Origin of the sequence: Paraburkholderia sp. GAS41, from assembly GCF_050436545.1 — a bacterium.
Taxonomy (GTDB): Bacteria; Pseudomonadota; Gammaproteobacteria; order Burkholderiales; family Burkholderiaceae; genus Paraburkholderia.
Genome location: NZ_JBNDMK010000022.1, coordinates 84,298 through 109,808, shown reverse-complemented (window position 1 = coordinate 109,808; position 25,511 = coordinate 84,298). Strand labels below are relative to the sequence as shown.

The window sequence follows — 25,511 nt, the reverse complement described above, 5'->3', positions numbered from 1 at the left end:
GGTAGATCCGGGTTTAGACCCTGGGTTTGCGACCCATTAACGACCGCTTTATAGCACACGGCGCCGTCGGGGCGTGTCAAGTGCCATCAAAGCGGGCCATCATAAATGCGTGTCTATATATTGAGCAAGCCTTGGCGGACCTGCTGCAGACCGCCTGAATGCCCATGCCGCAGGCCCGCAGGCCCGCAGGCCCGCTGGCCCGCTGGCCAAAAACTGGCCGTTCAGATGGCCGCGAGCGCCGGCCGCAGTTTCGGGGCGCTGGTCACGCCCGGTAGTGCGGTCAGATCGGCCAGCATCCGGTCGACAATGGCCGTCTGCGGCAACACCGTGCCAAAAAAGCGGGTCGTGATACCGTCTTCGATCAGGATCGTAGGAAAATTTTCTACATCCAGGTCGTCAAAGCGATCCGCGTGGGTTTCAATGTCGATCCACGCGAAACAGATTTCCGGATGCTTGTCCGCCAGCCGGTCGAAGGCATCCTGATACTCGCGGCACGTCCCGCACCACTCCGCACACAGACAAGCCACGAACAGCGTGTCGCGGTCGTTGACGCGCTCGGCGATCCGGTCCTGGTCGGTGTCGAGGTTCAGCGCGGGCATGTGGTGGGTTCCTTGCGTACTTTGTCGGGTGCTTTGGCGCGAATGTAGCATGGCGCGTGGTCCACGGCGATTGACCGTGCTCAGCCGTGGCTCAGGCTCAGCTATGACTGACTCGGGCAAAGCGGCCGCCCGGCAAGACCGTCAGACGGCCCGCCAGTTCGAGTTGCAGCAGCGTGCTTTGTAACGTTGAGTCCTCCATGTCGGTGCGGGCGGCAAGAATTTCAAGCGTCGCAGGGGCATGGCCGAGTGCGGCGAGCAGCTTTTCGGCGTCCGCGCCAAGACCGCCTGCGCCAGCAGCAGAATGGACCGAAGCGACCGTGGATGCGATCCCGGGCGCGGTGCCGGAGGTGGCTCCGGGCGCACGTTGATGCGGTATGTCGCGCCATGGCCGAGGGCCGACCGCAGGGACGGGCAGAGGCACAAACCCCAGCTCGTCGAGAATTTCCTCGGGCGTCTCCACCAGCTTGGCACCCTGCTTGAGCATTCTGTGGCATCCGCGCGACAGCGGCGCGTGGATCGAACCGGGCAGCGCGTAGACGTCCCGGCCCATTTCGTTGGCGAGGCGCGCGGTGATGAGCGAACCGGAGCGCATCGCCGCCTCGACCACGAGCACGCCGCCCACCAGTCCGGCGATCAGGCGATTGCGCTGCGGAAAGTTGGCGGCACGCGCGGGGGTGCCGAGCGGCCATTCCGAGATGATCGTGCCGGCCGCCGCGATCTGCCGTGCGAGCGGCTGATGGGCGGCTGGATAGACGAGATCCGCGCCGGTGCCGATCACCGCGATCGTGCCGCCCCGGCCCGTCAGTGCGCCACGGTGCGCCGCACCGTCGATCCCGAGCGCGAGTCCCGACACGACCGCGAGCCCCGCCTCCGAGAGCGCACGGCTGAAGCGCTCAGCGTCCTCTACACCCTGCGGCGTGGCGCTGCGGCTACCCACCACGGCGACGGCTTTGGCATGCAGCAGATCGAGCCTGCCTTTTATATATAGCAGCGTGGGCGGGTCGGGCATGGTCAACAGGGCGGGCGGATAGGCCGGATCGTCGAGCGTCACGACTGCATTGCCGTCCAGTTCGCGCCACTCGAGCACGGTTTCCAGATAACGGCTGAAATCGGCGGCGGGCGGGGCATGCACGGCACGCGCGGAGGCCTCGTCGGTCGCGGCGGCGAGCAGCGCGAACGGTTGACCGAGGATGGCCTCCGGCAGGCCGAATGCGTTGAGCATCGCGCGCAACGCGCCGGGCCTGAGTCCCGGGGCCATCGAGAGCCGCAGCCATGCGGCAAGTTCGTTATCGGTTGTAGGCAGGGTGTGCATTGCGTATCAATCCTCGAGCACGGCCAGCGGGCAGGCGGGCGCCATGCTAAAATTTTCATCATCCGAAATAACTGCAGCGCCGCACCCACCCGCGCGGGCTCGTCGTTTGCGCAAACCTGGCGGGTTGAATCGAACCGGTTCGACACCATCATCCTCTGCGTATCGCGACGACCCCACAAGCTGGCCAGATGGCCAGCGTCGCGACTTTCCACCGGTGAGCGGCGCCTGAAAACCAAATCAAGATCATGGCTTTACTGAACATCCTTAACTACCCGGACAAGCGGTTGCACAAGATCGCCAAGCCGGTCGAAGTGGTCGACGACCGCATCCGCAAACTGGTCGCAGACATGGCCGAAACGATGTACGCGGCACCCGGAGTCGGCCTTGCGGCGACCCAGGTGGACGTGCATGAGCGCGTCGTGGTGATCGACGTTTCGGACGCGCACGACGAACTGCACGCGTTCATCAACCCCGAGATCATCTGGTCGAGCGACGAGAAGATCGTCAACGAAGAGGGTTGCCTGTCGGTGCCGGGGATCTACGACAACGTCGAACGTGCCGAGAAAGTGCGCGTGCGCGCGCTCAACGAAAAAGGTGAAACCTTCGAGCTGGATTGCGAAGACCTGCTCGCGGTGTGCATCCAGCACGAGATGGATCACCTGATGGGCCGCGTGTTCGTCGAGTACCTGTCTTCGCTCAAGCAGACGCGCATCAAGAGCAAGATGAAGAAGCTCGCTCACGCCATGTAATGCGCGTCCATTTCGCCTACAGCCCCCGTACATGAGTCATTCGTTGCGCGTCATCTTTGCCGGCACGCCGGAATTCGCCTCGGCGGCGCTGGCCGCTATCCACGAGGCTGGTTTTCCCGTGCCGCTCGTGCTGACGCAGCCCGACCGCCCGGCCGGGCGCGGCATGAAACTGCAGGCCAGTCCGGTGAAGCGCTATGCCGCAGAGCACGGCCTTGCGGTTGCGCAGCCACCGTCGCTGCGTCGTTCGGGCAGGTATCCAGCCGAAGCGACCGCCGCCATCGAACTGCTGCGCGCCACCCCGCACGACGTCATGGTGGTAGCCGCCTACGGCCTGCTATTGCCGCAGGAAGTGCTCGATATCGCGCCGCACGGCTGCATCAACATTCACGCTTCGTTGCTGCCGCGCTGGCGCGGCGCCGCACCCATTCACCGCGCCATCGAAGCGGGCGATACGGAAACCGGCATCACGCTCATGCAAATGGACGTGGGCCTTGATACGGGCGCGATGATCTCCGAAGCGCGCACGCCAATTCACGACGACGACACCACCGCGACGCTGCACGACCGTCTGGCAGACGCGGGCGCGCGGCTGATCGTCGAGGCGCTGGTCGAACTTGAACGCACCGGCAAGCTCGCCGCGACACCCCAGCCGGCAGAAGGCTTCACGTATGCCGAAAAAATCGGCAAGCAGGAAGCCGCGCTCGACTGGCGGCGTTCCGCCACCGTGCTGGCGCGCCAGGTTCGCGCGTTCGACCCGTTCCCAGGCGGCGTCGCCACGCTCGACGGCACCGCGTTGAAAATCTGGTCCGCCATGCCGGTCGAAGCCGCAGGCAAGCCAGAACCGGGCACGATCCTCGAGGTTTTGCCGGAGGGCGTAGTCGTGGCCTGCGGCGAAGGCGCATTACGTCTCACGCAATTGCAGAAGCCGGGCGGCAAGCGCTTGCCGGTACGGGAATTTCTGGCCGGCTCCGCGCTTGCCGCGGGACAACGCTTTACGCTGCCGGAAGCACAGTAACAGCTGTACTGGCGCCTTCCTATAGACCGTTCGGCCGACTCCCGCTGCATGCACGCGGAGCGTTAGAATCGTCCATGCAATAAGTCAGTATCCGGAGAGGATTTGATGTTCGGTATCACCCATTTTGGATTTTTCGTCGTCGCGGTTTTCCTGCTCAACGTCACGCCTGGGCCGGACACGGCCTATATCGTCGGGCGTAGCGTCGCGCAGGGGCGTGGCGCAGGTTTGATGTCGGCGTTGGGCATTTCCGCCGGGTGCTGCGTGCATTCGCTTGCCTGTGCGTTCGGGCTGACCGCGCTGCTGGCCGCGTCGGCGGCGGCATTCACCGTCATCAAGTTCGTGGGCGCGTTGTACCTGATGTATCTCGGCGTGCGTCTGATTTTCTCGAGGCCTGCCGCGACAGAGGCGAAAGGGGCCGCGCGCGCCGGTGAGGCGCCGAAGTCACTACGCCAATTGTTCACGCAGGGCTTCTTGACCAATGTCCTGAACCCGAAGGTCGTGTTGTTCTTCGTGTCCTTTTTCCCGCAATTCGTCACCACCGGCAGCGATCACAAGGCGCTGGCGTTCCTTACCCTTGGGGCTGTGTTCGTTGTCATGAGCATGGTGTGGAATAGTTTTGTCGCGTGGGTTGCGGGCAGCCTCACGCAACGTTTTTCCGGCAAACCCACGGTAAAGCGGTGGCTCGATCGTGGCGTCGGTGGTGCATTCGTTGGGCTCGGCATCAAGCTCGCCACGGCATCGCGCTGATTGAATTTTCCTTGTCCGCCCATATCTAACAATAAGCTTACAGTTGAATTCGCCGCCAGCAGGCGGAAGTGGATATGAACCCGCGTTCGGGGCAAGGAGTGGTGAACATGTTTAACTGGGTCAAAACCGCGATGTTGATGGCCGCCATCACGGCCCTATTCATCGTGATCGGCGGGATGATCGGCGGGTCGCGCGGCATGATGATCGCGCTGGTGATCGCGCTCGGGATGAATTTCTTCTCCTACTGGTTTTCGGACAAGATGGTCCTGCGCATGTACAACGCGCAGGAAGTGGACGAAAGCAGTGCGCCGCAGTTCTACCGGATGGTGCGCGAGCTCGCTACACGCGCCAATTTGCCGATGCCGCGCGTCTATCTGATCAACGAAGATGCGCCGAACGCATTCGCCACCGGCCGCGATCCGGAGCACGCGGCTGTCGCCGCGACCACCGGTATCTTGCGGGTGCTGTCCGAGCGTGAGATGCGCGGCGTCATGGCGCACGAGCTTGCGCATGTGAAGCACCGCGACATTCTGATTTCCACCGTTTCCGCCACCATGGCGGGCGCGATCTCAGCGCTGGCGAACTTCGCGATGTTCTTCGGCGGCCGCGACGAAAACGGCCGTCCGGCCAATCCCATCGCAAGCATCGCGGTTGCACTGCTCGCGCCAATCGCGGGTGCGCTAATCCAGATGGCCATTTCGCGCGCACGCGAGTTCGAAGCGGATCGCGGCGGCGCGCAGATTTCCGGCGACCCGCAGGCGCTCGCGTCGGCGCTCGACAAGATCCATCGCTATGCCAGCGGTATTCCGTTTCCCACGGCCGAGGCGCATCCGTCAACCGCGCAGATGATGATCATGAATCCGCTCGCGGGCGGCGGTATCGCGAGTCTCTTTTCCACGCACCCGGCCACGGAAGAGCGTGTCGCGCGCTTGATGGAAATGGCGCGTACGGGGCGTTTCGAGTAATCGTTATTGCGGACGTGCATCGCGGCATTGCTGCGTTGTTCAGAAAAGCGGAGCTCCAGTGGGCTCGCCTTTTTCGTTGGCGTGATGCAATGCTGCTGGTCCGAATCACGGCTCGTCCGGCCGACCCGCCCAGTGCTTGCATTCCCGTGTTGTCGTCCAACCGGTTCTCTATCTGAATCACGCATCCGTCCGCCAAGCCCTGCTTCTCCTGACCCGCCATTCACCCGCCAATCCCACCTTTGCGCCCGCCGCAACACCGCCGCGACACCGCCGCGACACCGCCGCAACACCGCCGCAACACCGCCGCAACACCGCCGCAACACCGCCGCAACACCGCCGCAACACCTCCCCACGGCCCACCCATTCGGCCAAGCTACAATGTCCCCTGTTTGTGCCGCGCGCACCGTGCGGCCTGCTTTTGCCTTTTTCATGACTTCAAAGCCTTCCACGCGTTCCGTTTCGCCTTCGTCGCGTCCGCGCGAGCCACGTCTGTCGACGTCGCATCTCGCGCCCGAATCGCTGGGTTTCACGCTCGACTGCGCGGCTCAGGCGGTAGGTGCGGTGCGGCTTGGGTCGGCTCTGCCCGCGGCGCTGCAATCGGTATTCGTGTCCGCCCCTGAAGGCAGTGCCGCCGTGGCGCGCGGGGCCGTGCAGGACGTCGCGTACCGGACCATGCGCCGTCTGGCCACGGCCGACTGGCTGATCGCGAAGCTAGTGAAAAAGGCGCCGCCGGCGCACGTCGGCAACCTGCTCGCCTGCGCCCTGACCTTGCTCTCGGACGCTGAACAGGACGCGGCGTACGCGCCATTCACCGTCGTCGACCAAGCCGTCAACGCGATCGCCGCACGGCGTGAATTTGCGTTCGCCAAAGGGCTCGTCAACGCGGTGCTGCGCAATTTCCTGCGCGAGCGCGAGGCGCTGCTGAACGAATCGCAGGCTGACGAAGTCGCGCGCTGGAACTACCCGGCCTGGTGGATCGACGCGGTCCGCAAGGCCTGGCCCGACAACTGGCAGGATGTGCTCGCCACCGGCAACACGCAGGGACCGCTGACGCTGCGCGTGAACGCGCGGCGCACCACGGTCGATGCCTATCTGCAGGTGCTGCACGATCACCAGATCGACGCGACCCGCGCCGGCGACGACGCCGTGCGCCTCGCCACGCCGATGCCGGTCGACCGCATCCCCGGCTTCGACGACGGCGTGGTCTCGGTGCAGGACGCCGGCGCCCAGCTCGCCGCGCAGTGGCTCGGCGCGCGTGACGGCATGCGCGTGCTGGACGCTTGCGCAGCACCGGGCGGCAAGACCGGTCATCTGCTGGAGCGGGCCAATCTCGAACTCGTCGCGCTGGAAAGCGACGCGACGCGCGCGCGCCGCATCGGTGAAAATCTGCAACGTCTCGGCCTGGCTGCGGAGGTTCGCATCGGCGACGCTGGCGCGCCCGCGAAGTGGCACGACGACATCGATCAGCCCTTCGACCGCATTCTCGCCGACGTGCCGTGCTCGGCGTCGGGCATCGTGCGGCGTCATCCGGATATCCGCTGGTTGCGGCGTGCCTCCGATATCCCGGCGCTGGTCGCCGAACAGCGGCGGATTCTGGCTGCACTTTGGCCACTCGTGAAGCCAGGCGGCGAGTTGCTCTACGTTACGTGCTCGATCTTTCCCGATGAGGGCGAATTGCAGGCGCAGTGGTTTGGAGACAAGTACCAGGATGCGGTACGATTGGACGCGCCAGGGCAACTGTTGCCCACAGCGGCCCGCGCGCCTGCCGACGCCCCGGAGGGTTCCCGTGCCGGACCCGGCGGCATCGGCTGGAACCTAGACCACGACGGATTTTTCTACGCGCGCTTTCAGAAACGGTGACCATCAAACGCCTCTTTCCGCTTCGGCTCGTGGCCGTGCTCTGGATTGTGCTGGCCTTTTGGCTGAGCGCGCCGGACGCGGCATACGCCGATTCGATCGCGGTGCAGCGCGCATCGCTGCAGTCGGACGGTGGCGGCTGGAGTCTCGACGCGCGGTTTGATTTCGAGCTGAACAGCAACCTCGAAGATGCCGTCAATAAGGGAATTCCGCTCTACTTCACGACCGACTTCGAATTGAGCCGGCCACGCTGGTACTGGTTCGACGAGCAGCCGGTGAGCGTGTCGCAGAGCATCCGCTTATCGTTTCAGCCGCTCACGCGCGAATACCGCGTCTCGACGGGCGGCCTGCAACTCGGTTTCAGCACCTTGAAAGACGCGCTCGCGGTGATCCAGCATGTCACGTCGTGGCACGTCATCGATCGCAATCAGGTGCAGAACGGCGAGACCTATACCGCGTCGGTGCGCATGCAACTCGACATCGCACTGATGCCCAAGCCCTTCCAGATCGACGCGGTGAACAACCGCGACTGGAATCTCTCTTCCGACTGGAAGCGTTTTACTTTCACGGTGACCGAACGTGCTAAATAAAGTACGCGGCACCACCAGCGTCAGCAGCATCGTCGTGCGCGTGCTGGTGTCGACGGTGGCGGTCACGGCCGTCCTGCTGCTGGTGTTGCTCGCTGCGGCGAGCGCTAACACCGAGTTCTTCGACCGTTACTATCAATGGCTGTACGCGGCCAATGTTGCAGTCGCGCTGATCTTCCTGATGGTCGTGACGGCGCTCGTCCTGATCATCATCTACCGGCTGCGCAAGGGCAAATTCGGCACGCGGCTATTGGCGAAACTGGCGTTTTTCATGGCGCTGGTCGGTGTGGTGCCGGGCGGGATCATCTACATCGTGTCGTATCAGTTCGTCTCGCGCAGTATCGAGTCGTGGTTCGACGTGAACGTCGAGACCGCGCTTACCTCGGGGCTGAATCTCGGGCGCGGCATGCTCGACGCATCGCTGTCGGATCTGCAGACCAAAGGCCGGCTCATGGCCGAGCAGCTTGCCAGCGCCGACGCGGCGGGAACGACCCTGACGCTGCTGCGTCTGCGCGATCAGTTCGGCGTGCAGGACGCGACCATCGTCGAACCGGTGCGCAGCATGTCAGGCGCGGCACCTGACATGCACGTCGTGGCGCAGGCCTCGGGCAACTACGTGACGCTCGTCCCCAACGACTTGCCGACGCCTTTGATGATCGATCAGGCGCGTGGCCACGGCTTTGCCGCGATCGAAGGCGAGGTGGACGGCGACCCGAACGCGAATGGCGGCAAGGGCGTGTTGCGGCTGCGGATCGTGCAGCGCATTCCGGATGCGAACGCGTCGTTGCTGCAGCCCACCGAGCGTTTTCTGCAGTTGACGCAACCGGTATCGCCGACGCTCGCCCGCAATGCCGACGCGGTGCAGCGCGCCTACCGCGAGTATCAGGAAAAGGCGCTCGGCCGTACGGGTCTGCGCAAGATGTACATCGGCACGCTGACGCTCGCGCTTTTCCTCGCCACCTTCATTGCGATGATGCTGGCGCTCGCGCTCGGCAACCAGTTGGCGCGGCCGCTGTTCCTGCTGGCGCAAGGGACGAAGGAAGTGACCGAGGGCGACTACACGCCGAAGCGTGAAATCAAGTCGCGCGATGAGCTGGGCTTCCTCACGCAGTCGTTCAATGCGATGACGCGGCAGCTTTCCGAGGCGCGTGCGGCGGTCGAAAACAACCGGATCGCGCTCGAACATTCGAAGGCCTATCTGGAGAGCATTCTTGCCAACCTGACCGCGGGCGTGTTCGTCTTCGACCGGCAGTTCCGCCTCACAACGGCCAACCGCGGCGCTGAGCGGATTTTCCGTCAACCGTTCCAGGCGGCGCTCGGTGCCGCGCTCGACCGGATCACCGTGCTGAGCGATTTCGGCGCGATGGTGCGCAAGGCGTTTGCAGACCGCGAGGCGGCCAGCGGCGACGGTCATGACGATCGCGGCCACTGGCAGCAACAGCTTTCGGTGCAGGTGGCGGGTGAGACCGAACCGCTGACGCTGCTGGTGCGCGGCGCGCGGCTCTTGTCCGCCACGGACCGCGATGCCGAAGACATGCAGACCTCCGGCTACGTGGTGGTGTTCGACGATATCTCCGACGTGATCTCGGCGCAGCGCTCGATCGCCTGGGGCGAAGTGGCGCGGCGTCTCGCGCATGAGATCAAGAATCCGCTTACGCCGATCCAGTTGTCGGCCGAGCGTCTGCAGATGAAGCTGGCCGACAAACTCGCACCGTCCGACGCCGATGTGCTCAAGCGCGGCGCGACGACCATCGTCAATCAGGTGGCGGCGATGAAGCAAATGGTGGACAGCTTCCGCGACTACGCGCGCACGCCGCCGGCTGTGCTGGCCAACCTGCAGTTGAATGAACTGGTGAGCGAAGTCCTGACGCTATATGGCATCGAAGAGGGCAAGAGTGCGATCCACGTGGAGCTCGCCGCGTTGCCGGTGATCCGCGGCGACGCCACGCAATTGCGCCAGGTGATCCACAACCTGCTGCAGAATGCACAGGATGCGGTGGCCGATGCCGGGCATCCACGTGTGCTGCTCGAGACGAGGACAGTAGAATATGGCGATCCCGACGCGGAAGGCAAAGTGCGCGTTGCGGTGCGTCTGACCGTATCGGACAACGGACCGGGCTTCCCGGCACGCATTCTCACGCGTGCATTCGAACCTTACGTGACGACCAAGGCCAAAGGGACAGGCCTCGGTCTTGCGATGGTCAAGAAGATCGTCGACGAACACGGCGCGCGAATCGACATTCGCAACCGTTTGAAAGCGGGCGATGTGATCGAAGGCGCGCAGATTTCGATCCTCTTTCTTCAACTGGCAGACGATGATGTAGCGGCACCTGGGGCAGGGCCGCGAACGGCGCATGGCAATGCGTCGCAGGGAACGACAAAAGCAACAGTGCAGACAAGGGCAGCGTAAATGGCAACCATCCTGGTGGTAGATGATGAAATGGGCATCCGGGAATTGCTCTCGGAGATCCTGAGCGACGAAGGGCATGTCGTGGAGGCGGCGGAGAACGCGCAGGAAGCGCGCGAGTTCCGGCTGCGCCAGGCGCCTGACCTGGTGCTGCTCGACATCTGGATGCCCGACACCGATGGCGTCACGCTGCTCAAGGAATGGGCCGCACAGGGTCAATTGACGATGCCGGTGATCATGATGTCCGGCCACGCGACCATCGACACCGCTGTCGAAGCGACCAAGATCGGCGCGCTCAACTTTCTCGAGAAGCCGATCGCGCTGCAGAAGCTGTTGAAGGCAGTCGAACAGGGTCTCGCGCGCGGCAATCCCTCGCCCGCAGCGTCGGGCACCGCACCGAAGCCGGCGCTGCCGGTGAGTTCGGCGGCGGTGGCGTCGGCGGCTTCGTTGCCCATGCTCTCGAACGACGGCATCGGCAGCGGCGCGCTGGCGGCGCAGACAGCCTCGATCTCGTTTGACATCCCGCTGCGCGACGCACGTGACGCTTTCGAGCGCGCCTACTTCGAATATCACCTCGCGCGCGAAAACGGCAGCATGACGCGCGTGGCGGAAAAGACGGGGCTCGAACGCACTCACCTTTATCGCAAGCTGAAACAGCTCGGCGTCGATCTCGGCAAGAACAAAGGGGAGTGAAGTACGGGCGGCCCCGGACACCTGAAAAAGTGTCCAATCCCGCTCAGCAAAAAATTTCGAGAGAGGGCTTGAGCAGTCGAAAACCCTTTGTTATACTCTCGCTTCTTCGTTGGCCCGGTAGCTCAGTTGGTAGAGCAGCGGATTGAAAATCCGCGTGTCGATGGTTCGATTCCGTCCCAGGCCACCAGGATTCAGCCCCAGGAACTCGCAAGATTCCTGGGGCTTTTCCTTTTCTGACGGGTATCCAGAGGTGTGCGCTTGCCTGTCGACGCACGTGCCATGTCGTGCGGCGCGGCACGCGGCGGCATTTGGCATCGCATGATAAAATCGCGCCAGTTCAAGGACTTGCCGCGTTCGCCAGACAAGTCCTTTTGCGTTTTTAGGGGTAGCTGCCGGGCCGGCTTGCCGGTGGCGCTGCACCGCGCAAGAACCCCTGCGTCCGACGATCAGCGGTATAAGCGCCAGCGACTCTGGAGACGGAAGGCGCGGCCTATACTGCTTGAGCCGGCTGTCACGCCGGCACGCGTCGCGCCGCGTTGCTGCATGGCGCACATCGCGCAGCGCGACGTGGCACTCATCATTCACGGAGTTTCACGGTGATCCGCAAAGACGCTAAAAGTAGCGCTCTGGTGCTGTTTTCCGGCGGTCAGGACTCGGCCACGTGCCTCGCCTGGGCGCTCGAACGATACGAAACGGTTGAGACACTCGGCTTCGACTATGGTCAGCGGCACCGGGTCGAACTGGAATGCCGTGAAGGCTTTCGCGACGCCGTCGTGCGGACCTTTCCGGCGTGGGCCGGGCGCCTCGGCGACGATCACATGATCGACCTGTCGGTGCTCGGTTCGATCAGCGAGACCGCGATGACACGCGAGATCCAGATCGAAGCCGCGGCGAGTGGTTTGCCGAACACCTTTGTACCGGGCCGCAACCTGATGTTCATGACGATCGCTGCGGCGATTGCCTATCGGCGCGGTCTGCAGGTGCTGGTGGGCGGCATGTGCGAGACCGACTTCTCGGGCTATCCCGACTGCCGCGACGACACGATGAAGGCGCTGCAGGTGGCGCTCAATCTCGGCATGGATAGCCGCTTCGCACTGGAGACGCCGTTGATGTGGCTCGACAAGGCCGACACATGGCGTCTCGCGCACGAACTGGGCGGCGAGGAGCTGGTCGAGCTGGTGCGGGTCGAGACGCACACGTGCTATGTCGGCGAGCGCGCCGAGTTGCATGCGTGGGGTTTCGGCTGTGGCGAATGCCCGGCGTGCCGCTTGCGCAAGCGCGGCTACGAAGCGTATCTGGCCGGCGAGAAGGTCACGGAAGCACCCGTTTGAATCGTTCCGCTGATCCCCTGGTCAACCCGCCACGGGGCGGCGGCAATCTTAATCAGGCACCTTGCGGTGCCAGGCAGAAAGCAGCATGACGTACGCGGTCAAGGAAATCTTCTACACATTGCAGGGCGAAGGCGCGAACGCCGGCCGTCCGGCGGTGTTTTGCCGGTTCGCCGGCTGCAATCTGTGGTCGGGCCGCGAGGAAGACCGTGCAGAGGCGGTGTGCCGTTTCTGCGATACGGACTTCGTCGGCACGGACGGCGAGAACGGCGGCAAGTACCGCAGCGCCGAAGAACTGGTGGCGATGATTGCCTCGCAGTGGCCGGAAGGTGAGGGCGACCGGTTTGTCGTCTGCACCGGCGGCGAGCCCATGCTGCAGATCGATCAGCCTTTCGTCGACGCACTGCATGCCGCGGGCTTTGAAATCGCCATCGAGACTAACGGTTCGCTGCCGGTGCTCGAGACGATCGACTGGATCTGCGTGAGCCCGAAGGCCGACGCACCGTTGGTCGTCACCAAAGGCAACGAGCTGAAAGTCGTGATTCCACAGGACAACCAGCGCCTGTCGGAGTACGCGGCACTCGACTTCGAATATTTCCTCGTCCAGCCCATGGACGGCCCGTCGCGCGACATCAATACGAAGCTCGCGATCGACTGGTGCAAACGCCATCCGCAATGGCGCCTGTCGATGCAGACCCACAAGTATCTGAACATTCCCTGATTTGCCGTGCTGACGATTACCCGAAAACTCGAATTCGACGCGGGCCACCGCATCCCCGATCACCGCAGCCAGTGCCGTAATCTGCACGGGCATCGCTACGTGCTCGAAATCACGCTGCAAGGCGATCTGGTCGATACGGAAGGCGCGCCGGATCGCGGCATGGTGATGGACTTTGCGGACGTGAAATCGCTCGCGGTAGAACATCTGATCGACCAGTGGGATCACGCGTTTCTCGTCTACGAAGGCGACACGCAGGTGCGCGGCTTTCTCGAGTCGATGCCCGGCCACAAGACGGTCGTGCTCGATCGCATCCCCACTGTGGAAAATCTCGCGGCCGTCGCCTTCGATCTGCTCGCGAATGTCTATGACGCCCACTACGGCGTGAATCTGCGTTTGCATAAGGTGCGCCTCTACGAGACGCCGAATTGCTGGGCCGACGTGGTCCGCGACTGAGCGCCAAGCGTCAGCGTTATTGTCACGGTATGATCGTTTCGATAACCACTCGGAGCGAGACATGCCGGTAGTCACCGCACTGCAAAGCGGGCTAGAGGCCCGCGGCGCCCGCCTCTTCTCCCGTGCTTCAGGCAACGTTGTGCGTTGCCGCGGAGTCCGGCGATGAGCACTTTCACGAATCCCCTCAAACAACGTCTCACGGAAGCTGAACCGCTCTTCGGACTGTGGCTCTCGCTCGGCAGCGACAGCGCTGCCGAGGCGCTTGCACACGCCGGTTTCGACTGGTTGCTGATCGACATGGAGCACGCGCCCATCGACAGCGCCGACGTCACGAGTCAGCTGCGCGCCATTGCTGCGGCGCACCTGCCAAGCGAACCGGTGGTGCGCGTGCCGGCCAGCGAAGGCTGGCTCGTCAAGCGCGTGCTCGACGCGGGCGCGCGTACGCTGATGTTCCCCAACATCGAATCGGCGGAAGAGGCGGCCCATGCCGTGCGTCTGACGCAATACCCGACGCCTGATGCGCTCGACGGCCTGCGTGGCGTCGCGGGTGCCGTGCGTGCCGGCTCGTACGGCATGCGGCGCGACTACGTGCAGACCGCGAACGCGCAGATCGCGACCATCGTGCAGATCGAGTCGGCACGCGCCGTGCACGAAGTGGAGAAAATCGCGGCGACGGCGGGCGTCGATTGTCTGTTTATCGGACCCGCGGACCTCGCGGCAAGTCTCGGTCATCTGGGCGACTCGAAGCATCCTGAGGTACAGTCGGCGATCAGCCATGTGGTCGCGGCGGCGAACAAGGCGGGCATCGCAACGGGCATTTTTGCCATGGATGCCGCTGGCGCGCGACAGTATCGCGACGCCGGTTTTCGGTTTATCGCGCTGGCTGCGGATGTCATGTGGCTGGTGCGCGCAACGCGTCAGGCGTTGCAGGAGGTGCGGTCATGAAGGGTATTTCGCAGTTCGTCGTACGCGTTGCGTTCGGTGTCGCCACATGTGCCGCGCTGGCGGCATCCGCCGCGGGCTACGCGCAGAATACCCCGTCCAAGGCGGACGACCCGGAAACGCAAACTGCCGTCGCCGACTACAACGCCGGCAACCTGAGTTCCGCGCTCACCGAGTTTCACAAGGCAGCCGAGCGCGGCAACCGCCTCGCTGAATTCAACTACGCGATGATGCTGCTCAACGGCGAAGGCACGACAGCCAACCCCGATGAGGGCAAGAAGTGGCTGCGCAAGGCTGCCGACGCGAACATGTCGCACGCGCAATATGTGTACGGCAAGATGTACGACGATGGCGAGTTCGTTGGGCGCGATCCGGTCGAAGCGCATCGCTGGTTTCTGAAGGCCGCGCAGCAGGGACATGTGCAAGCCGAACTGGCGCTGGCGAACCAGTTTCTGGATGGCCGGGGCACGGCGCGCGACAATCGTCAGGCGTTCATCTGGTACAAGAAGGCCGCAGAAGGCGGCGATATGACGGCGCAATACGTGGCGGGTTCGTTCTATGAGCGCGGCGGCGATGGCGTGGACAAGAATCTCAACGTGGCGCGCGCTTACTATGCGGCCGCCGCGGCGCAGGGCGATCCGGCGGCCAAGCTCAAATTTCAGCAACTGAGCGCGCAATTGCGTGACGAGCACGAGGCCAAGCCACAGTAATACGAACGTCGTGTCCTACATTCGTGAGGCGGTAAACAGGAAAGGGGCGCATTTGCGCCCCTTTCCACATCCTTAGCTTTGCATCAAGCGCTTCTGTCGCCCGACGCTCATGATGAGGCCCGTCGCGATCCCCAGCGTAATCAACGCCGTGCCCCCGTAACTCATGAACGGCAACGGCACGCCGACCACCGGCAGGATCCCGCTTACCATGCCGATATTGACGAATGCATAGGTGAAAAAAGCCATCGTCAGCGAGCCGGCCAATAACCGGCCGAACAGTGTCGCTCCGTTCGCCGCTATGAAGAGCCCGCGCGCGATCAGGGCCATATAAAGCACCAGCAGCACGACTCCGCCCGCGAGTCCGAACTCCTCCGAGAACACCGCAAAAATGAAGTCGGTGTGCTTCTCGGGGATGAATTCCAGGTGAGCCTGCGTGCCCTTCAACCAGCCCTTGCCGAGCGGACCGCCGGAGCCGATCGCAATCACCGCCTGAATGGTGTGGAAGCCCTTGCCGAGTGGATCGGAGGTGGGATCGAGCAAGGTGCAGATACGGTGCTTCTGATAGTCGTGCATCAGCGGCCATTGCACTTCAGGCTGGCAGATCTTGTCCTGAAACACCGCAATGGAGGTGACGGCAATCGCCGCGGCAACCAGCACCGGCACGATCAGCTTGAAACTCAGGCCCGCGAAATAGATGACGAACAGGCCCGCCGCGAACACCAGCACGGCGGTGCCGAGGTCGGGCTGCTTGGCGATCAGACCGACCGGCACGGCGAGGATGATCAGGCCGACCAGATAGTCGTACCAGCGCATCACACCTTCGCGTCGCTGGTAGTACCACGCGAGCATCAGGGGCGTGGCGATCTTCATGATCTCCGACGGCTGGATCACCACGCCGACGTTGATCCAGCGTTTGGCCCCTTTGCGGGTGAGGCCGAACAGCGCTACCGCCACCAGTAACGCGATACCGAAGGTATAAAGCGGGACCGCGAAGCGCATCAACGTGGTGGGTGGGACATTCGCGAGCCCCCACATCAGCACGAAAGTCAAAATGATGTTGCGCAGCTGATCTTCCACCTTGCCCGGCATGTCGAGCGTGGCGCTGTACAGCGTGACGATGCCGACGCACATCAGCAGGAATACCGCGAGTGCGAGCGGGCGGTCAAAGCCGATGAACATCTTCTTGATGCGGTCGAGCCAGGCGCGCTTGTCGAATTGCATGCCTCTCTCCTTACTCGTCGATGCCGCCGGAGACCGGCTGGCGGGGTGACGTGGGCTGAATGCTATCGTCGCGCGACGGCGCGGCGGCGGTGGGTGTCAGATCGCTTGCCGGACGCGGATGGTGTGGACCGGATTTGCGTGGCACGAGCGTTCTGGTGGGCGCCGAGGCCGGATCTGTCAGCATCGCGGTGGCGACGACCGGCGCCGGGGCTTCTTTCGCCGCCGCAGCGGCTTGATTCTTAGTTTGGATTGCCGTGGCCGTGTTCCCTTGCGCGGTTCCCTTGGGGGGCGGCGTTGTGACCATGGGGCCCGGCGGCTCGGCAGGCGCCGCCGCTGAGGCCGCCGGTGCCGAAGCCGGTGCCGAAGCCGCAGAGGGTGCCGACGCTCCAGCCACATTCGATGCGGCGCCAGGCATCGGCAAGGCCGTGAAGCCCGCGGCGACCGAAGCCGGCTGCGCGATTTCCACCGCAGTCGGCGCCGAGGCGGCCACCGGCGCGGAAGCCTCCTCGGTTGCCGATGCCGCCGCCGCGATCGCCGCTGCTTGCGCGCCCGGCTTTTGGCGGTCGACCAGATAGTAGTCGAGCACGTGGCGCGCGATCGGACCGGCCGCCTCTGCACCCCAGCCGCCGTTTTCGACGATCAACGCGAGGGCGATCTTCGGGTTGTCTGCCGGGGCGAAGGCGATGAAGAGCGCGTGATCGCGCAGGTTTTCCGGGATCGCATGGCCCTTGTAGTTCGCGCCCTGCAACGAATACACCTGCGCCGTACCGGTCTTGCCGGCCGCCTGATACGGCGCGCCGATAAACAGCTTCGACGCCGTGCCGTTGGTAATCACGCCGACCATCGCCCGCTTGACGATGTCGATATCCGTCTGCGGGACGTCGATGCGGCCGTCGTCCTTCGGCACGGTGAGGCGCGTGTCCTTGGTGATCGGATTTTCGACTTCCTTCACGAGGTGAGGCTTCAGCACGACGCCGTTATTGGCGAGCGTGGCGACTGCGTGCGCAAGCTGCAGGATGGTGAACGAGTTGTAGCCCTGGCCGATGCCCAGACTGATCGTCTCGCCTTCGTACCAGCGCTGCTGTTCGGGCTTGCGATACGCTTTGCGTTTCCATTCCGTGGAAGGAAGAATGCCCTTGGCTTCGCCGGCAATGTCGATGCCGGTGATCTGGCCGAAGCCCCACGGCTTCATGAAGTTGGCGATCGCGTTGACGCCGAGGTCGTGCGCCAGCATGTAGAAATACGTGTCGTTCGACACCACGATGGCGCGGTTCAGGTCGATCCAGCCCTGGCCCGAGCGCACGTCGTTGCGGAACGTGTGATTGCCGAACGTGTAGTAGCCCGGATCCTGGAAACCCCAGCTCGGTGTGCGCTTGTGCAGCGTCAGCGCGGCCAGCGCCATGAATGGCTTGTAGGTCGAACCCGGCGGGTAAGTGCCGTGCAGCGGCCGGTTCAGAAGCGGGTGGTCCGGTGAGTTGTTCAGATCGTCCCAGGTCTGTTGGTCGATGCCATCCACGAACGAATTCGGATCGAAGCTCGGCGCGGATACGAACGCGAGCACGTCGCCGGTTGACGGTTCGATCGCCACGAGCGCGCCGCGCTTGCCCGCAAACGCCTGCTCGGCGACCTGCTGCAGGCCGATATCGAGCGACAGCACGAGGTTGTTGCCAGGTGTTGCCTGGGTGCGCGACAAGGTGCGCACCGGCCGGCCGCCAGCCGTCACCTCGACTTCCTCGAAGCCGGTCTGGCCGTGCAGTTCGGTTTCGTAGCTCTGCTCCACACCAATCTTGCCGATGTAGTCGGTGCCCTTGTAGTTGTTCGCGTCGAGGCGCGGATCATAGTGATCCGGATCGCTGTCGTTCTGGTCGCTCGCTTCGTCGATACGGTCCTGATCGCGCTGCGAAATCCGCCCGATATATCCGATCACGTGCGCGGCCGTCGGCCCGAGCGGGTACTGACGGAAGAGCCGCGCGCGCACTTCGACGCCCGGAAAGCGGAAGCGCTGCGCGGTGAAGCGCGCCACTTCGTCGTCGGTGAGGCGTGTGCGGATCGGCAGGCTTTCGAAATTCTTCGAATCTTCCTGCAGCTTCTTGAAGCGGCGCCGATCGCGTGCGTCGATGGAAATGACGGTCGAGAGATTGTCGATGACGTTATCGAGCGTGTCGTTGAGCTTGGAAGGCGTGATTTCCAGCGTGTAGGCCGAGTAGTTCTTCGCCAGCACGACGCCGTTACGGTCCGTGATGATGCCGCGATTGGGCACGATCGGCGCTACTGAGATGCGGTTCTCGTCAGCCTGCAGTGAGTATTTGCTGTAGTGCCAGACCTGCAGGAACAGGAAGCGGAATACGATCAGCCCGAAGCAGACGAACACGAACAGGCCCGCCGCCGCGACCCGCAGGCGGAATTTCGTGAGCTGTTGCTGAGTGTCCTTGAATTCGGTCATGCGCTTGGTCAGAAGGCCGCAAAGCGGCCGGAATCGTCGGGTGGCCCGCCGGCCGTGGCCGGGGGGCGGGAGCGGTGCGAGCCGAGCGGGCCGGGGAACCGCACGTTTCGCGTACTGCGCGGGTTCAGGGAGGGGCTCGGAGCGCGCACTGCGCTAAATCGGGCGAGTGTCGTCGGGATCAGCCGGCCGGCGCTGCGGCATCAGTAGCAGCACACTCGCAATCGGCCACAAGGCGGCTTCGACGAATCCGTCGATCAGATAACCCCAGCCGGGAAACGCCGCGCCCATCAATAGCCGGATGACGAACGGCACGAGTTGCGCGAGCACGAACAACGGCATCACCGCGAAGGTCTGCACGCCCATGGGCATCCACAGGACGCGCCGGTGGATCGTGATCGCGCCGTACGACAACAGCGTATAGGCCAGCGCGTGCTCGCCCAGCAGGCTGGCGTTGTGCACATCCATCAGGATGCCCAGCATGAAGGCGATGCCCATGCCGACCTTGCGCGGCTGGTGCACGTTCCAGAACAGCAACACCAGCGCGACGAAGTCAGGCACGCCGTTCAGACGCCCCCACGGCATCAGGTTCAGCAGGAATGCTGTAGCGAGGCTGAATGCAATGAAGTAGGGGTTAACCGGTTGCAGGATGTACTGAGGGCGATTCATTCGTCGATCCCCCCCGTGGCAGGTTGCCTTGCGGCGCCTGCGCCCGCCGCAGCCGATGCTGACTTTCCTGCGGCCGCTCTTGTAGCGGCTTTCTTTTCAGCGGCCTGCTTCTTCTCGGCGCTCTTCTTTTCCGCTGCCGTCGAAGCGGGATTCGCCGCCGAGGCCGGCTTGGCCGTCGCCGCGACCGCAGCGGACGCTGGCGTCGCCGCTTTCGCGCCCTTGTCAGCCGTCTTTTCGGCGGGTTTCGCGCCCTTCTTCGCCTTGGCTTCTTTCGCCGAGCTGGCGGCATCCGGTTCGTCTGCCGGACGCGGCTGCACCGTGTTCTGATAGTGCAGCACCAGCAACTGGCGTGCGCCACGCACCGGCGCAACCGGCAAACAGACCACGCGTGCGAATGCGGTGTCGGCCTGCTTGTCGACCCGCACCACCTTGGCGACCGGCAGTCCCGGCGGATACGTGCCGTCGAGGCCGCTGGTCACCAGTTCGTCGCCGGTCTGCAAGTCTGCGCTGATCGGCACGAAACGCAGGTCGAGGGTATCGCCTTTCGGCGTGCCGTAAATCACGCTTCGCAAACCCGTCCGTACCACCTGCACCGGCACCGCCTGGTCTTTGTCGGTCAGCAGCGTGACTTCAGCCTGCATCGGGAACACCCGCGTTACCTGACCAATCACGCCGTCTTCATTGACGACCGGTGAGCCGTTCTGGATGCCTTGCTGCGCACCGCGTCCAATAATGACTTTCTGCGTGAACGGGTCACGTGTGTCGTACTGGATTTCCGTGGGGATCGATTGCGTGGTCATGCGCTGCGACAGTTGTAGCAGCGAGCGCAGATGTTCGTTCTCGGCACCGAGTTCGGCCGCCGTGTTGGCCTGCAGCGAGAGTTGCAGATCCTTCTTGCGCAGCGTGTCATTCTCGCCGCGCAGCGTGGCGCTGGTCACGGCCAGATCCGCCGCGCCCATGAAGATGTCGCGCGGCACCAGTGCCGCGCGCTGCAACGGATACAGACCCGCTCCCAGCACGCCGCGGACGATCTCGAGCGTTTTGAAGCGCGCATCCGAGATCAGCAGGGCGAGCGCCACCAGCACGAAGAAAATCAGCCGTGCGAGGGCGGAGGGGCCTTGCTTGAATAGAGGCGGCGGACTGTATTCCATGGTCGGCGCCGGGGGCGTGAGCGGTTGGTATAACTTCGGCGCGAAGCCGCGCGCTCAGCGCGCGGCGGCTGGATGAACCAGCCCAGGACAGCCTTGCCCGAAGGAGGCTTGCCGTCCGATCCGCGCTGCTGACATGGAGATGAGCTCTCGCTTACTCGTACGAGAAGATGCTGCCGAGCTTGTCCATGCGCTCGAGCGCCATGCCCGAGCCGCGGACGACGCAAGTCAGCGGATCTTCTGCGACGAGTACCGGCAGGCCGGTTTCTTCCGCGAGCAGGCGATCCAGGTCGCGCAGCAGGGCGCCGCCCCCTGTCAACATCATGCCGCGTTCGGCGATGTCGGCGCCGAGTTCCGGCGGCGTCTGTTCGAGGGCGATCTTCACCGACGACACGATCTGGTTCAGCGGATCGGTGAGGGCTTCGAGGATTTCGTTGCTGGAGATCGTGAAGCTGCGCGGAATCCCTTCCGACAGGTTACGGCCCTTCACTTCCATTTCCTTGACTTCCGAGCCCGGGAACGCGGAGCCAATTTCTTTCTTGATCGCTTCAGCGGTCTGTTCGCCGATCAGCATGCCGTAGTTACGGCGGATGTAGTTGACGATGGCTTCGTCGAACTTGTCACCGCCGACACGCACCGAACCCTTGTAGACGATGCCGCCCAGCGAGATCACGCCGACTTCCGTCGTGCCGCCGCCGATGTCGACCACCATCGAGCCGGTGGCTTCCGAAACCGGCAAGCCGGCGCCGATTGCCGCCGCCATGGGTTCTTCGATCAGATAAACCTGCGAGGCGCCTGCACCGTGAGCCGCTTCCTTGATGGCGCGGCGTTCAACCTGGGTTGAACCGCACGGCACGCAGATGATGATGCGCGGCGACGGCGAGAACATACGCGATTCGTGAGCCGTCTTGATGAATTGCTTGATCATCTGCTCGGTGACGGTGAAGTCGGCAATCACGCCGTCCTTCATGGGGCGGATCGCCTCGATGTTGCCCGGCACCTTGCCAAGCATCTGCTTGGCTTCCTTGCCGACTGCCTGGATGGTCTTCTTGCCGTTGGGACCGCCTTCCTGGCGGATGGACACAACGGAGGGCTCGTCGAGAACGATGCCTTTGCCGCGCATGTAGATGAGCGTGTTGGCGGTGCCGAGGTCGATCGCCAGGTCGTTAGAGAAGTAGCTGCGCAAAAAACCGAACATTCAAAATCCTGTCTCGCTTGGGGCCGTGCCTCGCAAAGAATGCGCAGGGCGGCAGCGGAAAAAATAACAGCTTCAACCGGGCGGATGCTGCGCCACAGAGGCTTGAAGCTGCGAGGGAATCTACCGGAGGCCGGAACACAGTCAGGCATCTATCTCTGAATCATTTGTGGCAAATGACCAGAAAGCCCTTGGTAAGTCGGTCCGGGTTTGGGTCGAACGCGTAATGATACCTTATAATTTTGGTTGATTTAAAGGAAACGGATGGCACTTTTTGCCACCGCTGGCCCCTTTTTCGAGGGCCCCCTCCTGTGTCGTAACCCACTGTCACAGCATTGTTTTTTTCCACACTGTGGCAGTCCACCACATTTTCCGGTGACTGCATGGCTCTGACCCTGACCGATGTAAAACGCATCGCGCATCTTGCGCGGCTCGAACTGGCTGACGCCGAAGCTGAGCACACGCTTGCCCAGCTCAACGACTTTTTCGGCCTCGTCGAGCAGATGCAGGCCGTCGACACCAAGGGCATCGAACCGCTCGCCCATCCGATCGAGCAGATCGAGGATGTTGCGCTGCGTCTGCGCGAAGACGCCGTAACGGAAATCGTCCAGCGAGACGAATTCCAGCGTCCCGCACCCGCCGTGCAGGACGGGCTGTATCTGGTGCCGAAGGTCATTGAATAAAAATCATGGGTTTGGCGCGCAGCGTGTGCTGCGCTGCCGCGCTCTTCAGGAAAATCGCAATGCATGAAAAAAGCTTGACCGAACTGCGTGCCGCGCTCGCTGCGAAGCAATGCTCCGCAGTCGAACTGGCGCAGCTCTATCTGAAGCGGATCGACGCAGCCCAAAGCCTGAACGCCTTCGTCCAGGTCGACGCCGATCTCACGCTCGAGCAGGCCAAGGCCGCCGACGCGCTGCTTCACACCGGCCACGCCGGTCCGCTGGTCGGCCTGCCGATCGCCCACAAGGACGTGTTCGTGACGCGCGGCTGGCGCTCCACGGCCGGCTCGAAGATGCTCGCCAATTACGCGAGCCCGTTCGACGCCACGGTGGTCGAGCGTCTGAAGCGCGCCGGCATGGTGTGCGTCGGCAAGACCAATATGGACGAGTTCGCGATGGGCTCGTCCAATGAGAACTCGTACTTCGGTCCGGTGCAGAATCCGTGGGACACGAAGGCCGTGCCGGGCGGTTCGTCAGGCGGCTCGGCCGCAGCCGTGGCCGCGCGGCTCGCGCCCGCCGCGACCGGTACGGACACCGGCGGCTCGATCCGCCAGCCGGCCTCGTTCTCGGGCATTACCGGCATCAAGCCCACCTATGGCCGCGTGTCGCGCTACGGCATGATCGCGTTCGCCTCGTCATTGGATCAGGGCGGCCCGATGGCCCGGAGCGCCGCTGATTGCGCGCTGCTGCTCAACGCCATGCACGGTTTCGACGAGCGCGATTCGACCAGCCTCGTGCGTGACGACGAAGACTACACGCGCCATCTCGGCCAGAGCTGGTCGGCCGACGGCGCAGCCCACGCGGCGGGTAAGCCGCTCGCGGGTCTGCGCATCGGCTTGCCGAAGGAATACTTCGGCGCGGGTCTCGCCGACGACGTGCGCGCCACCATCGACGCCGCGCTGAAGCAATACGAAGCGCTCGGCGCCACGCTGGTCGAAGTCACGCTGCCGAAAACCGAACTGTCAATCCCCGTGTACTACGTGATCGCTCCGGCGGAAGCCTCGTCGAACCTGTCGCGTTTCGACGGCGTGCGCTACGGTCATCGCGCCGCGGAGTACCGCGATCTGCTCGACATGTACAAGAAGTCGCGCGCCGAAGGCTTCGGTCCGGAAGTGAAGCGCCGCATTCTGGTGGGCGCCTACGTGCTGTCGCACGGCTATTACGACGCGTATTACCTGCAGGCACAGAAGATCCGCCGCATCATCGCGAACGACTTCCAGGAAGCGTTCCGGCAGTGCGACGTCATCATGGGGCCGGTCGCGCCGTCGGTGGCGTGGGATCTGGGCGCCAAGGGCGACGACCCGGTACAGATGTATCTGGCCGATATCTACACGCTGTCGGTAAGTCTCGCCGGATTGCCCGGCATGAGCGTGCCGTGCGGCTTCGGCGCAGGCGCGAATTCGCAGCGTCCGGTGGGGCTGCAGATCATCGGCAACTATTTCAACGAAGCTCGCATGCTGCAGGTTGCGGATGCGTTCCAGCGCGCAACCGACTGGCATCGCCAGACACCGGCAGGAGTGTGAACACATGACCAAGCAATGGGAAGTGGTGATCGGTCTCGAGACACACACGCAACTGTCGACCGTCTCGAAGATTTTCTCGGGCGCCGCCACGCAGTTCGGCGCCGAACCTAACACGCAAGCCTGTCCCGTCGACCTGGCGTTGCCGGGTTCGCTGCCGGTGATGAACCGCGGCGCCGTGCAGCGCGCGATCGAATTCGGTCTTGCCATCGGCGCGACCATCGCGCCGCGCAGCATCTTCGCCCGCAAGAATTATTTCTACCCCGATCTGCCGAAGGGTTATCAGATCAGCCAGTACGAAATTCCCGTGGTGCAAGGCGGTACCGTCACGATCCAGGTGCCGGCCAACGAGAAGGCCGGCAAGGAAGCGTACGTCAAGACGATCAACCTGACGCGCGCTCACCTCGAAGAAGATGCGGGCAAATCGCTGCACGAAGATTTTGCGGGCATGACGGGCATCGACCTGAATCGGGCCGGCACGCCGCTGCTCGAAATCGTCACCGAGCCGGAAATGCGCAGCGCCGCTGAAGCCGTGGCGTACGCCAAGACGTTGCATACGCTCGTCACGTGGCTCGGCATCTGCGACGGCAACATGCAGGAAGGTTCGTTCCGCTGTGACGCGAACGTGTCGGTGCGGCCGGTGGGGCAAGCGGAATTCGGCACGCGTGCCGAGATCAAGAACCTGAATTCGTTCCGCTTCCTGGAGGAAGCCATTCAGTACGAAGTGCGCCGCCAGATCGAACTGATCGAAGACGGTGGCACGGTGGTGCAGGAAACGCGTCTCTACGATCCGGACAAGCGTGAAACGCGCTCCATGCGCAGCAAGGAAGACGCGCACGATTACCGCTATTTCCCGGATCCCGATCTGATGCCGCTGGTGATCGAGCGGGCGTGGGTCGAACGGGTGCAGGCCGAAATGCCGGAGCTGCCCGTCGCGATCCAGCAGCGTCTGGTGGACCAGTACGGCCTCACGCCGTACGACGCAGTCGTGCTGACCTCGAGCAAGGCCATGGTGGCGTACTACGAAGCCGTGGTGGCGAAGATCGGCGCCGCCCAGGCGAAGGCGGCGGCGAACTGGATGATGGGCGAAGTGTCGTCGCTATTGAATCGCGAAGGTCTCGACATCGCCGACAGCCCGGTCTCCGCAAGCCAGCTCGCGCTGCTGCTGCAACGCATTGCGGACGGCACGATTTCGAACAAGATCGCGAAGGAAATCTTCGTGGCGATCTGGGACGAAAAGGCCACCGACGAAGCCGCGGCCGATCGCATCATCGAAGCGAAGGGTCTCAAGCAGATTTCCGACACGGGCGAACTGGAAGCGATCATCGACGCGGTGCTCGCAGCGAACCAGAAATCGGTCGAGGAATTCCGCGCCGGCAAGGAAAAGGCGTTCAACGCGCTGATCGGCCAGGCGATGAAGGCGACCAAGGGCAAAGCCAATCCGCAGCAGGTCAACGAACTGCTGAAGCAAAAGCTGTCCTGAACGATGTGATGATGTGTTCGCTGTGCGCGCA

Annotated in this window: 23 protein-coding genes and 1 tRNA gene; 17 read left to right on the top strand and 7 right to left on the bottom strand. The window is 63.6% G+C overall.

Annotation, left to right across the window (positions count from 1 at the left end):
- Positions 1–221 precede the first annotated feature (221 nt).
- Both P3T43_RS26275 and dprA read right to left on the bottom strand, forming a co-directional pair.
- Positions 222–599 (bottom strand): thioredoxin family protein, encoded by a 378-nt coding sequence (locus tag P3T43_RS26275; protein WP_429283926.1) that lies wholly within the window; start codon positions 597–599, stop codon positions 222–224.
- 97 nt (positions 600–696) lie between these two features.
- Positions 697–1,911, bottom strand: coding sequence for a DNA-processing protein DprA (gene dprA / locus P3T43_RS26270; RefSeq protein WP_429283925.1), 1,215 nt, complete (start codon positions 1,909–1,911; stop codon positions 697–699).
- 245 nt (positions 1,912–2,156) lie between these two features.
- Here dprA and def point away from each other — a divergent pair, with 245 nt between their 5' ends.
- The 14 genes from def (at position 2,157) to P3T43_RS26200 (ending at position 15,085) form a co-directional block, all read left to right on the top strand.
- The gene (gene def / locus P3T43_RS26265) at positions 2,157–2,660 is read left to right on the top strand and encodes a peptide deformylase (RefSeq protein WP_429283924.1); all 504 of its coding nucleotides are present in this window, start codon (positions 2,157–2,159) and stop codon (positions 2,658–2,660) included.
- A 31-nt stretch (positions 2,661–2,691) separates the two neighbouring features.
- The gene (gene fmt, locus P3T43_RS26260) at positions 2,692–3,675 is read left to right on the top strand and encodes a methionyl-tRNA formyltransferase (protein WP_429283923.1); all 984 of its coding nucleotides are present in this window, start codon (positions 2,692–2,694) and stop codon (positions 3,673–3,675) included.
- 105 nt (positions 3,676–3,780) lie between these two features.
- The gene (locus tag P3T43_RS26255) at positions 3,781–4,422 is read left to right on the top strand and encodes a LysE family translocator (RefSeq protein WP_429283922.1); all 642 of its coding nucleotides are present in this window, start codon (positions 3,781–3,783) and stop codon (positions 4,420–4,422) included.
- A 107-nt stretch (positions 4,423–4,529) separates the two neighbouring features.
- On the top strand, positions 4,530–5,387 hold the full coding sequence (gene htpX / locus P3T43_RS26250; RefSeq protein WP_429283921.1) for a zinc metalloprotease HtpX: 858 nt from the start codon (positions 4,530–4,532) through the stop codon (positions 5,385–5,387).
- A 429-nt stretch (positions 5,388–5,816) separates the two neighbouring features.
- Positions 5,817–7,247: a 16S rRNA (cytosine(967)-C(5))-methyltransferase RsmB gene (gene rsmB, locus P3T43_RS26245; protein WP_429283920.1), complete on the top strand. Its 1,431-nt coding sequence runs from the start codon at positions 5,817–5,819 to the stop codon at positions 7,245–7,247.
- The gene (locus P3T43_RS26240; protein WP_074265898.1) at positions 7,244–7,834 is read left to right on the top strand and encodes a DUF4390 domain-containing protein; all 591 of its coding nucleotides are present in this window, start codon (positions 7,244–7,246) and stop codon (positions 7,832–7,834) included. The genes rsmB and P3T43_RS26240 overlap by 4 nt, the downstream gene beginning before the upstream one ends.
- The gene (locus P3T43_RS26235; protein ID WP_429283919.1) at positions 7,824–10,241 is read left to right on the top strand and encodes an ATP-binding protein; all 2,418 of its coding nucleotides are present in this window, start codon (positions 7,824–7,826) and stop codon (positions 10,239–10,241) included. The genes P3T43_RS26240 and P3T43_RS26235 overlap by 11 nt, the downstream gene beginning before the upstream one ends.
- A complete protein-coding gene (gene esaR / locus P3T43_RS26230; RefSeq protein WP_429283918.1) occupies positions 10,242–10,931 on the top strand; it encodes a response regulator transcription factor EsaR in 690 nt (229 codons plus the stop codon).
- A 111-nt stretch (positions 10,932–11,042) separates the two neighbouring features.
- A tRNA-Phe gene (locus P3T43_RS26225) sits at positions 11,043–11,118 on the top strand.
- Positions 11,119–11,527: 409 nt separating this feature from the next.
- Positions 11,528–12,262 carry a 7-cyano-7-deazaguanine synthase QueC gene (gene queC, locus P3T43_RS26220; protein ID WP_429283917.1) on the top strand — a complete coding sequence of 245 codons (735 nt, stop codon included), beginning with the start codon at positions 11,528–11,530 and terminating at the stop codon, positions 12,260–12,262.
- Between the two features lie 85 nt (positions 12,263–12,347).
- Positions 12,348–12,980, top strand: a complete 633-nt coding sequence (gene queE, locus P3T43_RS26215; protein ID WP_429283916.1) for a 7-carboxy-7-deazaguanine synthase — start codon at positions 12,348–12,350, stop codon at positions 12,978–12,980.
- Between the two features lie 6 nt (positions 12,981–12,986).
- Positions 12,987–13,433 (top strand): 6-carboxytetrahydropterin synthase QueD, encoded by a 447-nt coding sequence (gene queD / locus P3T43_RS26210; RefSeq protein ID WP_429283915.1) that lies wholly within the window; start codon positions 12,987–12,989, stop codon positions 13,431–13,433.
- A 162-nt stretch (positions 13,434–13,595) separates the two neighbouring features.
- Positions 13,596–14,378, top strand: a complete 783-nt coding sequence (locus tag P3T43_RS26205; protein ID WP_429283914.1) for an HpcH/HpaI aldolase family protein — start codon at positions 13,596–13,598, stop codon at positions 14,376–14,378.
- Positions 14,375–15,085: a tetratricopeptide repeat protein gene (locus P3T43_RS26200; RefSeq protein ID WP_429283913.1), complete on the top strand. Its 711-nt coding sequence runs from the start codon at positions 14,375–14,377 to the stop codon at positions 15,083–15,085. Before P3T43_RS26205 ends, P3T43_RS26200 begins: the two co-directional genes overlap by 4 nt.
- A 72-nt stretch (positions 15,086–15,157) precedes the next feature.
- Here the strand turns inward: P3T43_RS26200 and rodA are convergent, their stop codons facing one another.
- From rodA to P3T43_RS26175, 5 genes are all read right to left on the bottom strand, one after another.
- A complete protein-coding gene (gene rodA, locus P3T43_RS26195; protein WP_429283912.1) occupies positions 15,158–16,306 on the bottom strand; it encodes a rod shape-determining protein RodA in 1,149 nt (382 codons plus the stop codon).
- A 10-nt stretch (positions 16,307–16,316) separates the two neighbouring features.
- On the bottom strand, positions 16,317–18,749 hold the full coding sequence (mrdA, locus tag P3T43_RS26190) for a penicillin-binding protein 2 (protein WP_429283911.1): 2,433 nt from the start codon (positions 18,747–18,749) through the stop codon (positions 16,317–16,319).
- A gap of 153 nt (positions 18,750–18,902) precedes the next feature.
- The gene (gene mreD / locus P3T43_RS26185; protein WP_429283910.1) at positions 18,903–19,415 is read right to left on the bottom strand and encodes a rod shape-determining protein MreD; all 513 of its coding nucleotides are present in this window, start codon (positions 19,413–19,415) and stop codon (positions 18,903–18,905) included.
- Positions 19,412–20,566, bottom strand: a complete 1,155-nt coding sequence (gene mreC / locus P3T43_RS26180) for a rod shape-determining protein MreC (RefSeq protein WP_429283909.1) — start codon at positions 20,564–20,566, stop codon at positions 19,412–19,414. Before mreC ends, mreD begins: the two co-directional genes overlap by 4 nt.
- A 151-nt stretch (positions 20,567–20,717) precedes the next feature.
- Positions 20,718–21,761, bottom strand: a complete 1,044-nt coding sequence (locus tag P3T43_RS26175; protein ID WP_004189550.1) for a rod shape-determining protein — start codon at positions 21,759–21,761, stop codon at positions 20,718–20,720.
- Between the two features lie 380 nt (positions 21,762–22,141).
- On the opposite strand from P3T43_RS26175, the gene gatC reads away from it, so the two are divergent.
- Genes gatC through gatB form a run of 3 tightly spaced genes read left to right on the top strand, consistent with a single transcriptional unit; the run spans position 22,142 to position 25,480 of the window.
- Positions 22,142–22,441, top strand: coding sequence for an Asp-tRNA(Asn)/Glu-tRNA(Gln) amidotransferase subunit GatC (gene gatC / locus P3T43_RS26170; protein WP_074301099.1), 300 nt, complete (start codon positions 22,142–22,144; stop codon positions 22,439–22,441).
- Between the two features lie 59 nt (positions 22,442–22,500).
- Positions 22,501–24,000 carry an Asp-tRNA(Asn)/Glu-tRNA(Gln) amidotransferase subunit GatA gene (gene gatA, locus P3T43_RS26165; RefSeq protein ID WP_429283908.1) on the top strand — a complete coding sequence of 500 codons (1,500 nt, stop codon included), beginning with the start codon at positions 22,501–22,503 and terminating at the stop codon, positions 23,998–24,000.
- A gap of 4 nt (positions 24,001–24,004) precedes the next feature.
- Positions 24,005–25,480 carry an Asp-tRNA(Asn)/Glu-tRNA(Gln) amidotransferase subunit GatB gene (gatB, locus tag P3T43_RS26160; RefSeq protein WP_429283907.1) on the top strand — a complete coding sequence of 492 codons (1,476 nt, stop codon included), beginning with the start codon at positions 24,005–24,007 and terminating at the stop codon, positions 25,478–25,480.
- Positions 25,481–25,511 lie beyond the last annotated feature (31 nt).

Coding starts and splice junctions, on each gene's coding strand:
- P3T43_RS26175 (WP_004189550.1), bottom strand. CDS start 21,761: ATGTTCGGTTTTTTGCGCAGCTACTTCTCTAACGACCTGGCGATCGAC.
- P3T43_RS26275 (WP_429283926.1), bottom strand. CDS start 599: ATGCCCGCGCTGAACCTCGACACCGACCAGGACCGGATCGCCGAGCGC.
- htpX (WP_429283921.1), top strand. CDS start 4,530: ATGTTTAACTGGGTCAAAACCGCGATGTTGATGGCCGCCATCACGGCC.
- mreD (WP_429283910.1), bottom strand. CDS start 19,415: ATGAATCGCCCTCAGTACATCCTGCAACCGGTTAACCCCTACTTCATT.
- gatB (WP_429283907.1), top strand. CDS start 24,005: ATGACCAAGCAATGGGAAGTGGTGATCGGTCTCGAGACACACACGCAA.
- P3T43_RS26205 (WP_429283914.1), top strand. CDS start 13,596: ATGAGCACTTTCACGAATCCCCTCAAACAACGTCTCACGGAAGCTGAA.
- rsmB (WP_429283920.1), top strand. CDS start 5,817: ATGACTTCAAAGCCTTCCACGCGTTCCGTTTCGCCTTCGTCGCGTCCG.
- rodA (WP_429283912.1), bottom strand. CDS start 16,306: ATGCAATTCGACAAGCGCGCCTGGCTCGACCGCATCAAGAAGATGTTC.
- P3T43_RS26200 (WP_429283913.1), top strand. CDS start 14,375: ATGAAGGGTATTTCGCAGTTCGTCGTACGCGTTGCGTTCGGTGTCGCC.
- esaR (WP_429283918.1), top strand. CDS start 10,242: ATGGCAACCATCCTGGTGGTAGATGATGAAATGGGCATCCGGGAATTG.
- queE (WP_429283916.1), top strand. CDS start 12,348: ATGACGTACGCGGTCAAGGAAATCTTCTACACATTGCAGGGCGAAGGC.
- mreC (WP_429283909.1), bottom strand. CDS start 20,566: ATGGAATACAGTCCGCCGCCTCTATTCAAGCAAGGCCCCTCCGCCCTC.
- mrdA (WP_429283911.1), bottom strand. CDS start 18,749: ATGACCGAATTCAAGGACACTCAGCAACAGCTCACGAAATTCCGCCTG.
- gatA (WP_429283908.1), top strand. CDS start 22,501: ATGCATGAAAAAAGCTTGACCGAACTGCGTGCCGCGCTCGCTGCGAAG.
- P3T43_RS26255 (WP_429283922.1), top strand. CDS start 3,781: ATGTTCGGTATCACCCATTTTGGATTTTTCGTCGTCGCGGTTTTCCTG.
- gatC (WP_074301099.1), top strand. CDS start 22,142: ATGGCTCTGACCCTGACCGATGTAAAACGCATCGCGCATCTTGCGCGG.
- fmt (WP_429283923.1), top strand. CDS start 2,692: ATGAGTCATTCGTTGCGCGTCATCTTTGCCGGCACGCCGGAATTCGCC.
- def (WP_429283924.1), top strand. CDS start 2,157: ATGGCTTTACTGAACATCCTTAACTACCCGGACAAGCGGTTGCACAAG.
- dprA (WP_429283925.1), bottom strand. CDS start 1,911: ATGCACACCCTGCCTACAACCGATAACGAACTTGCCGCATGGCTGCGG.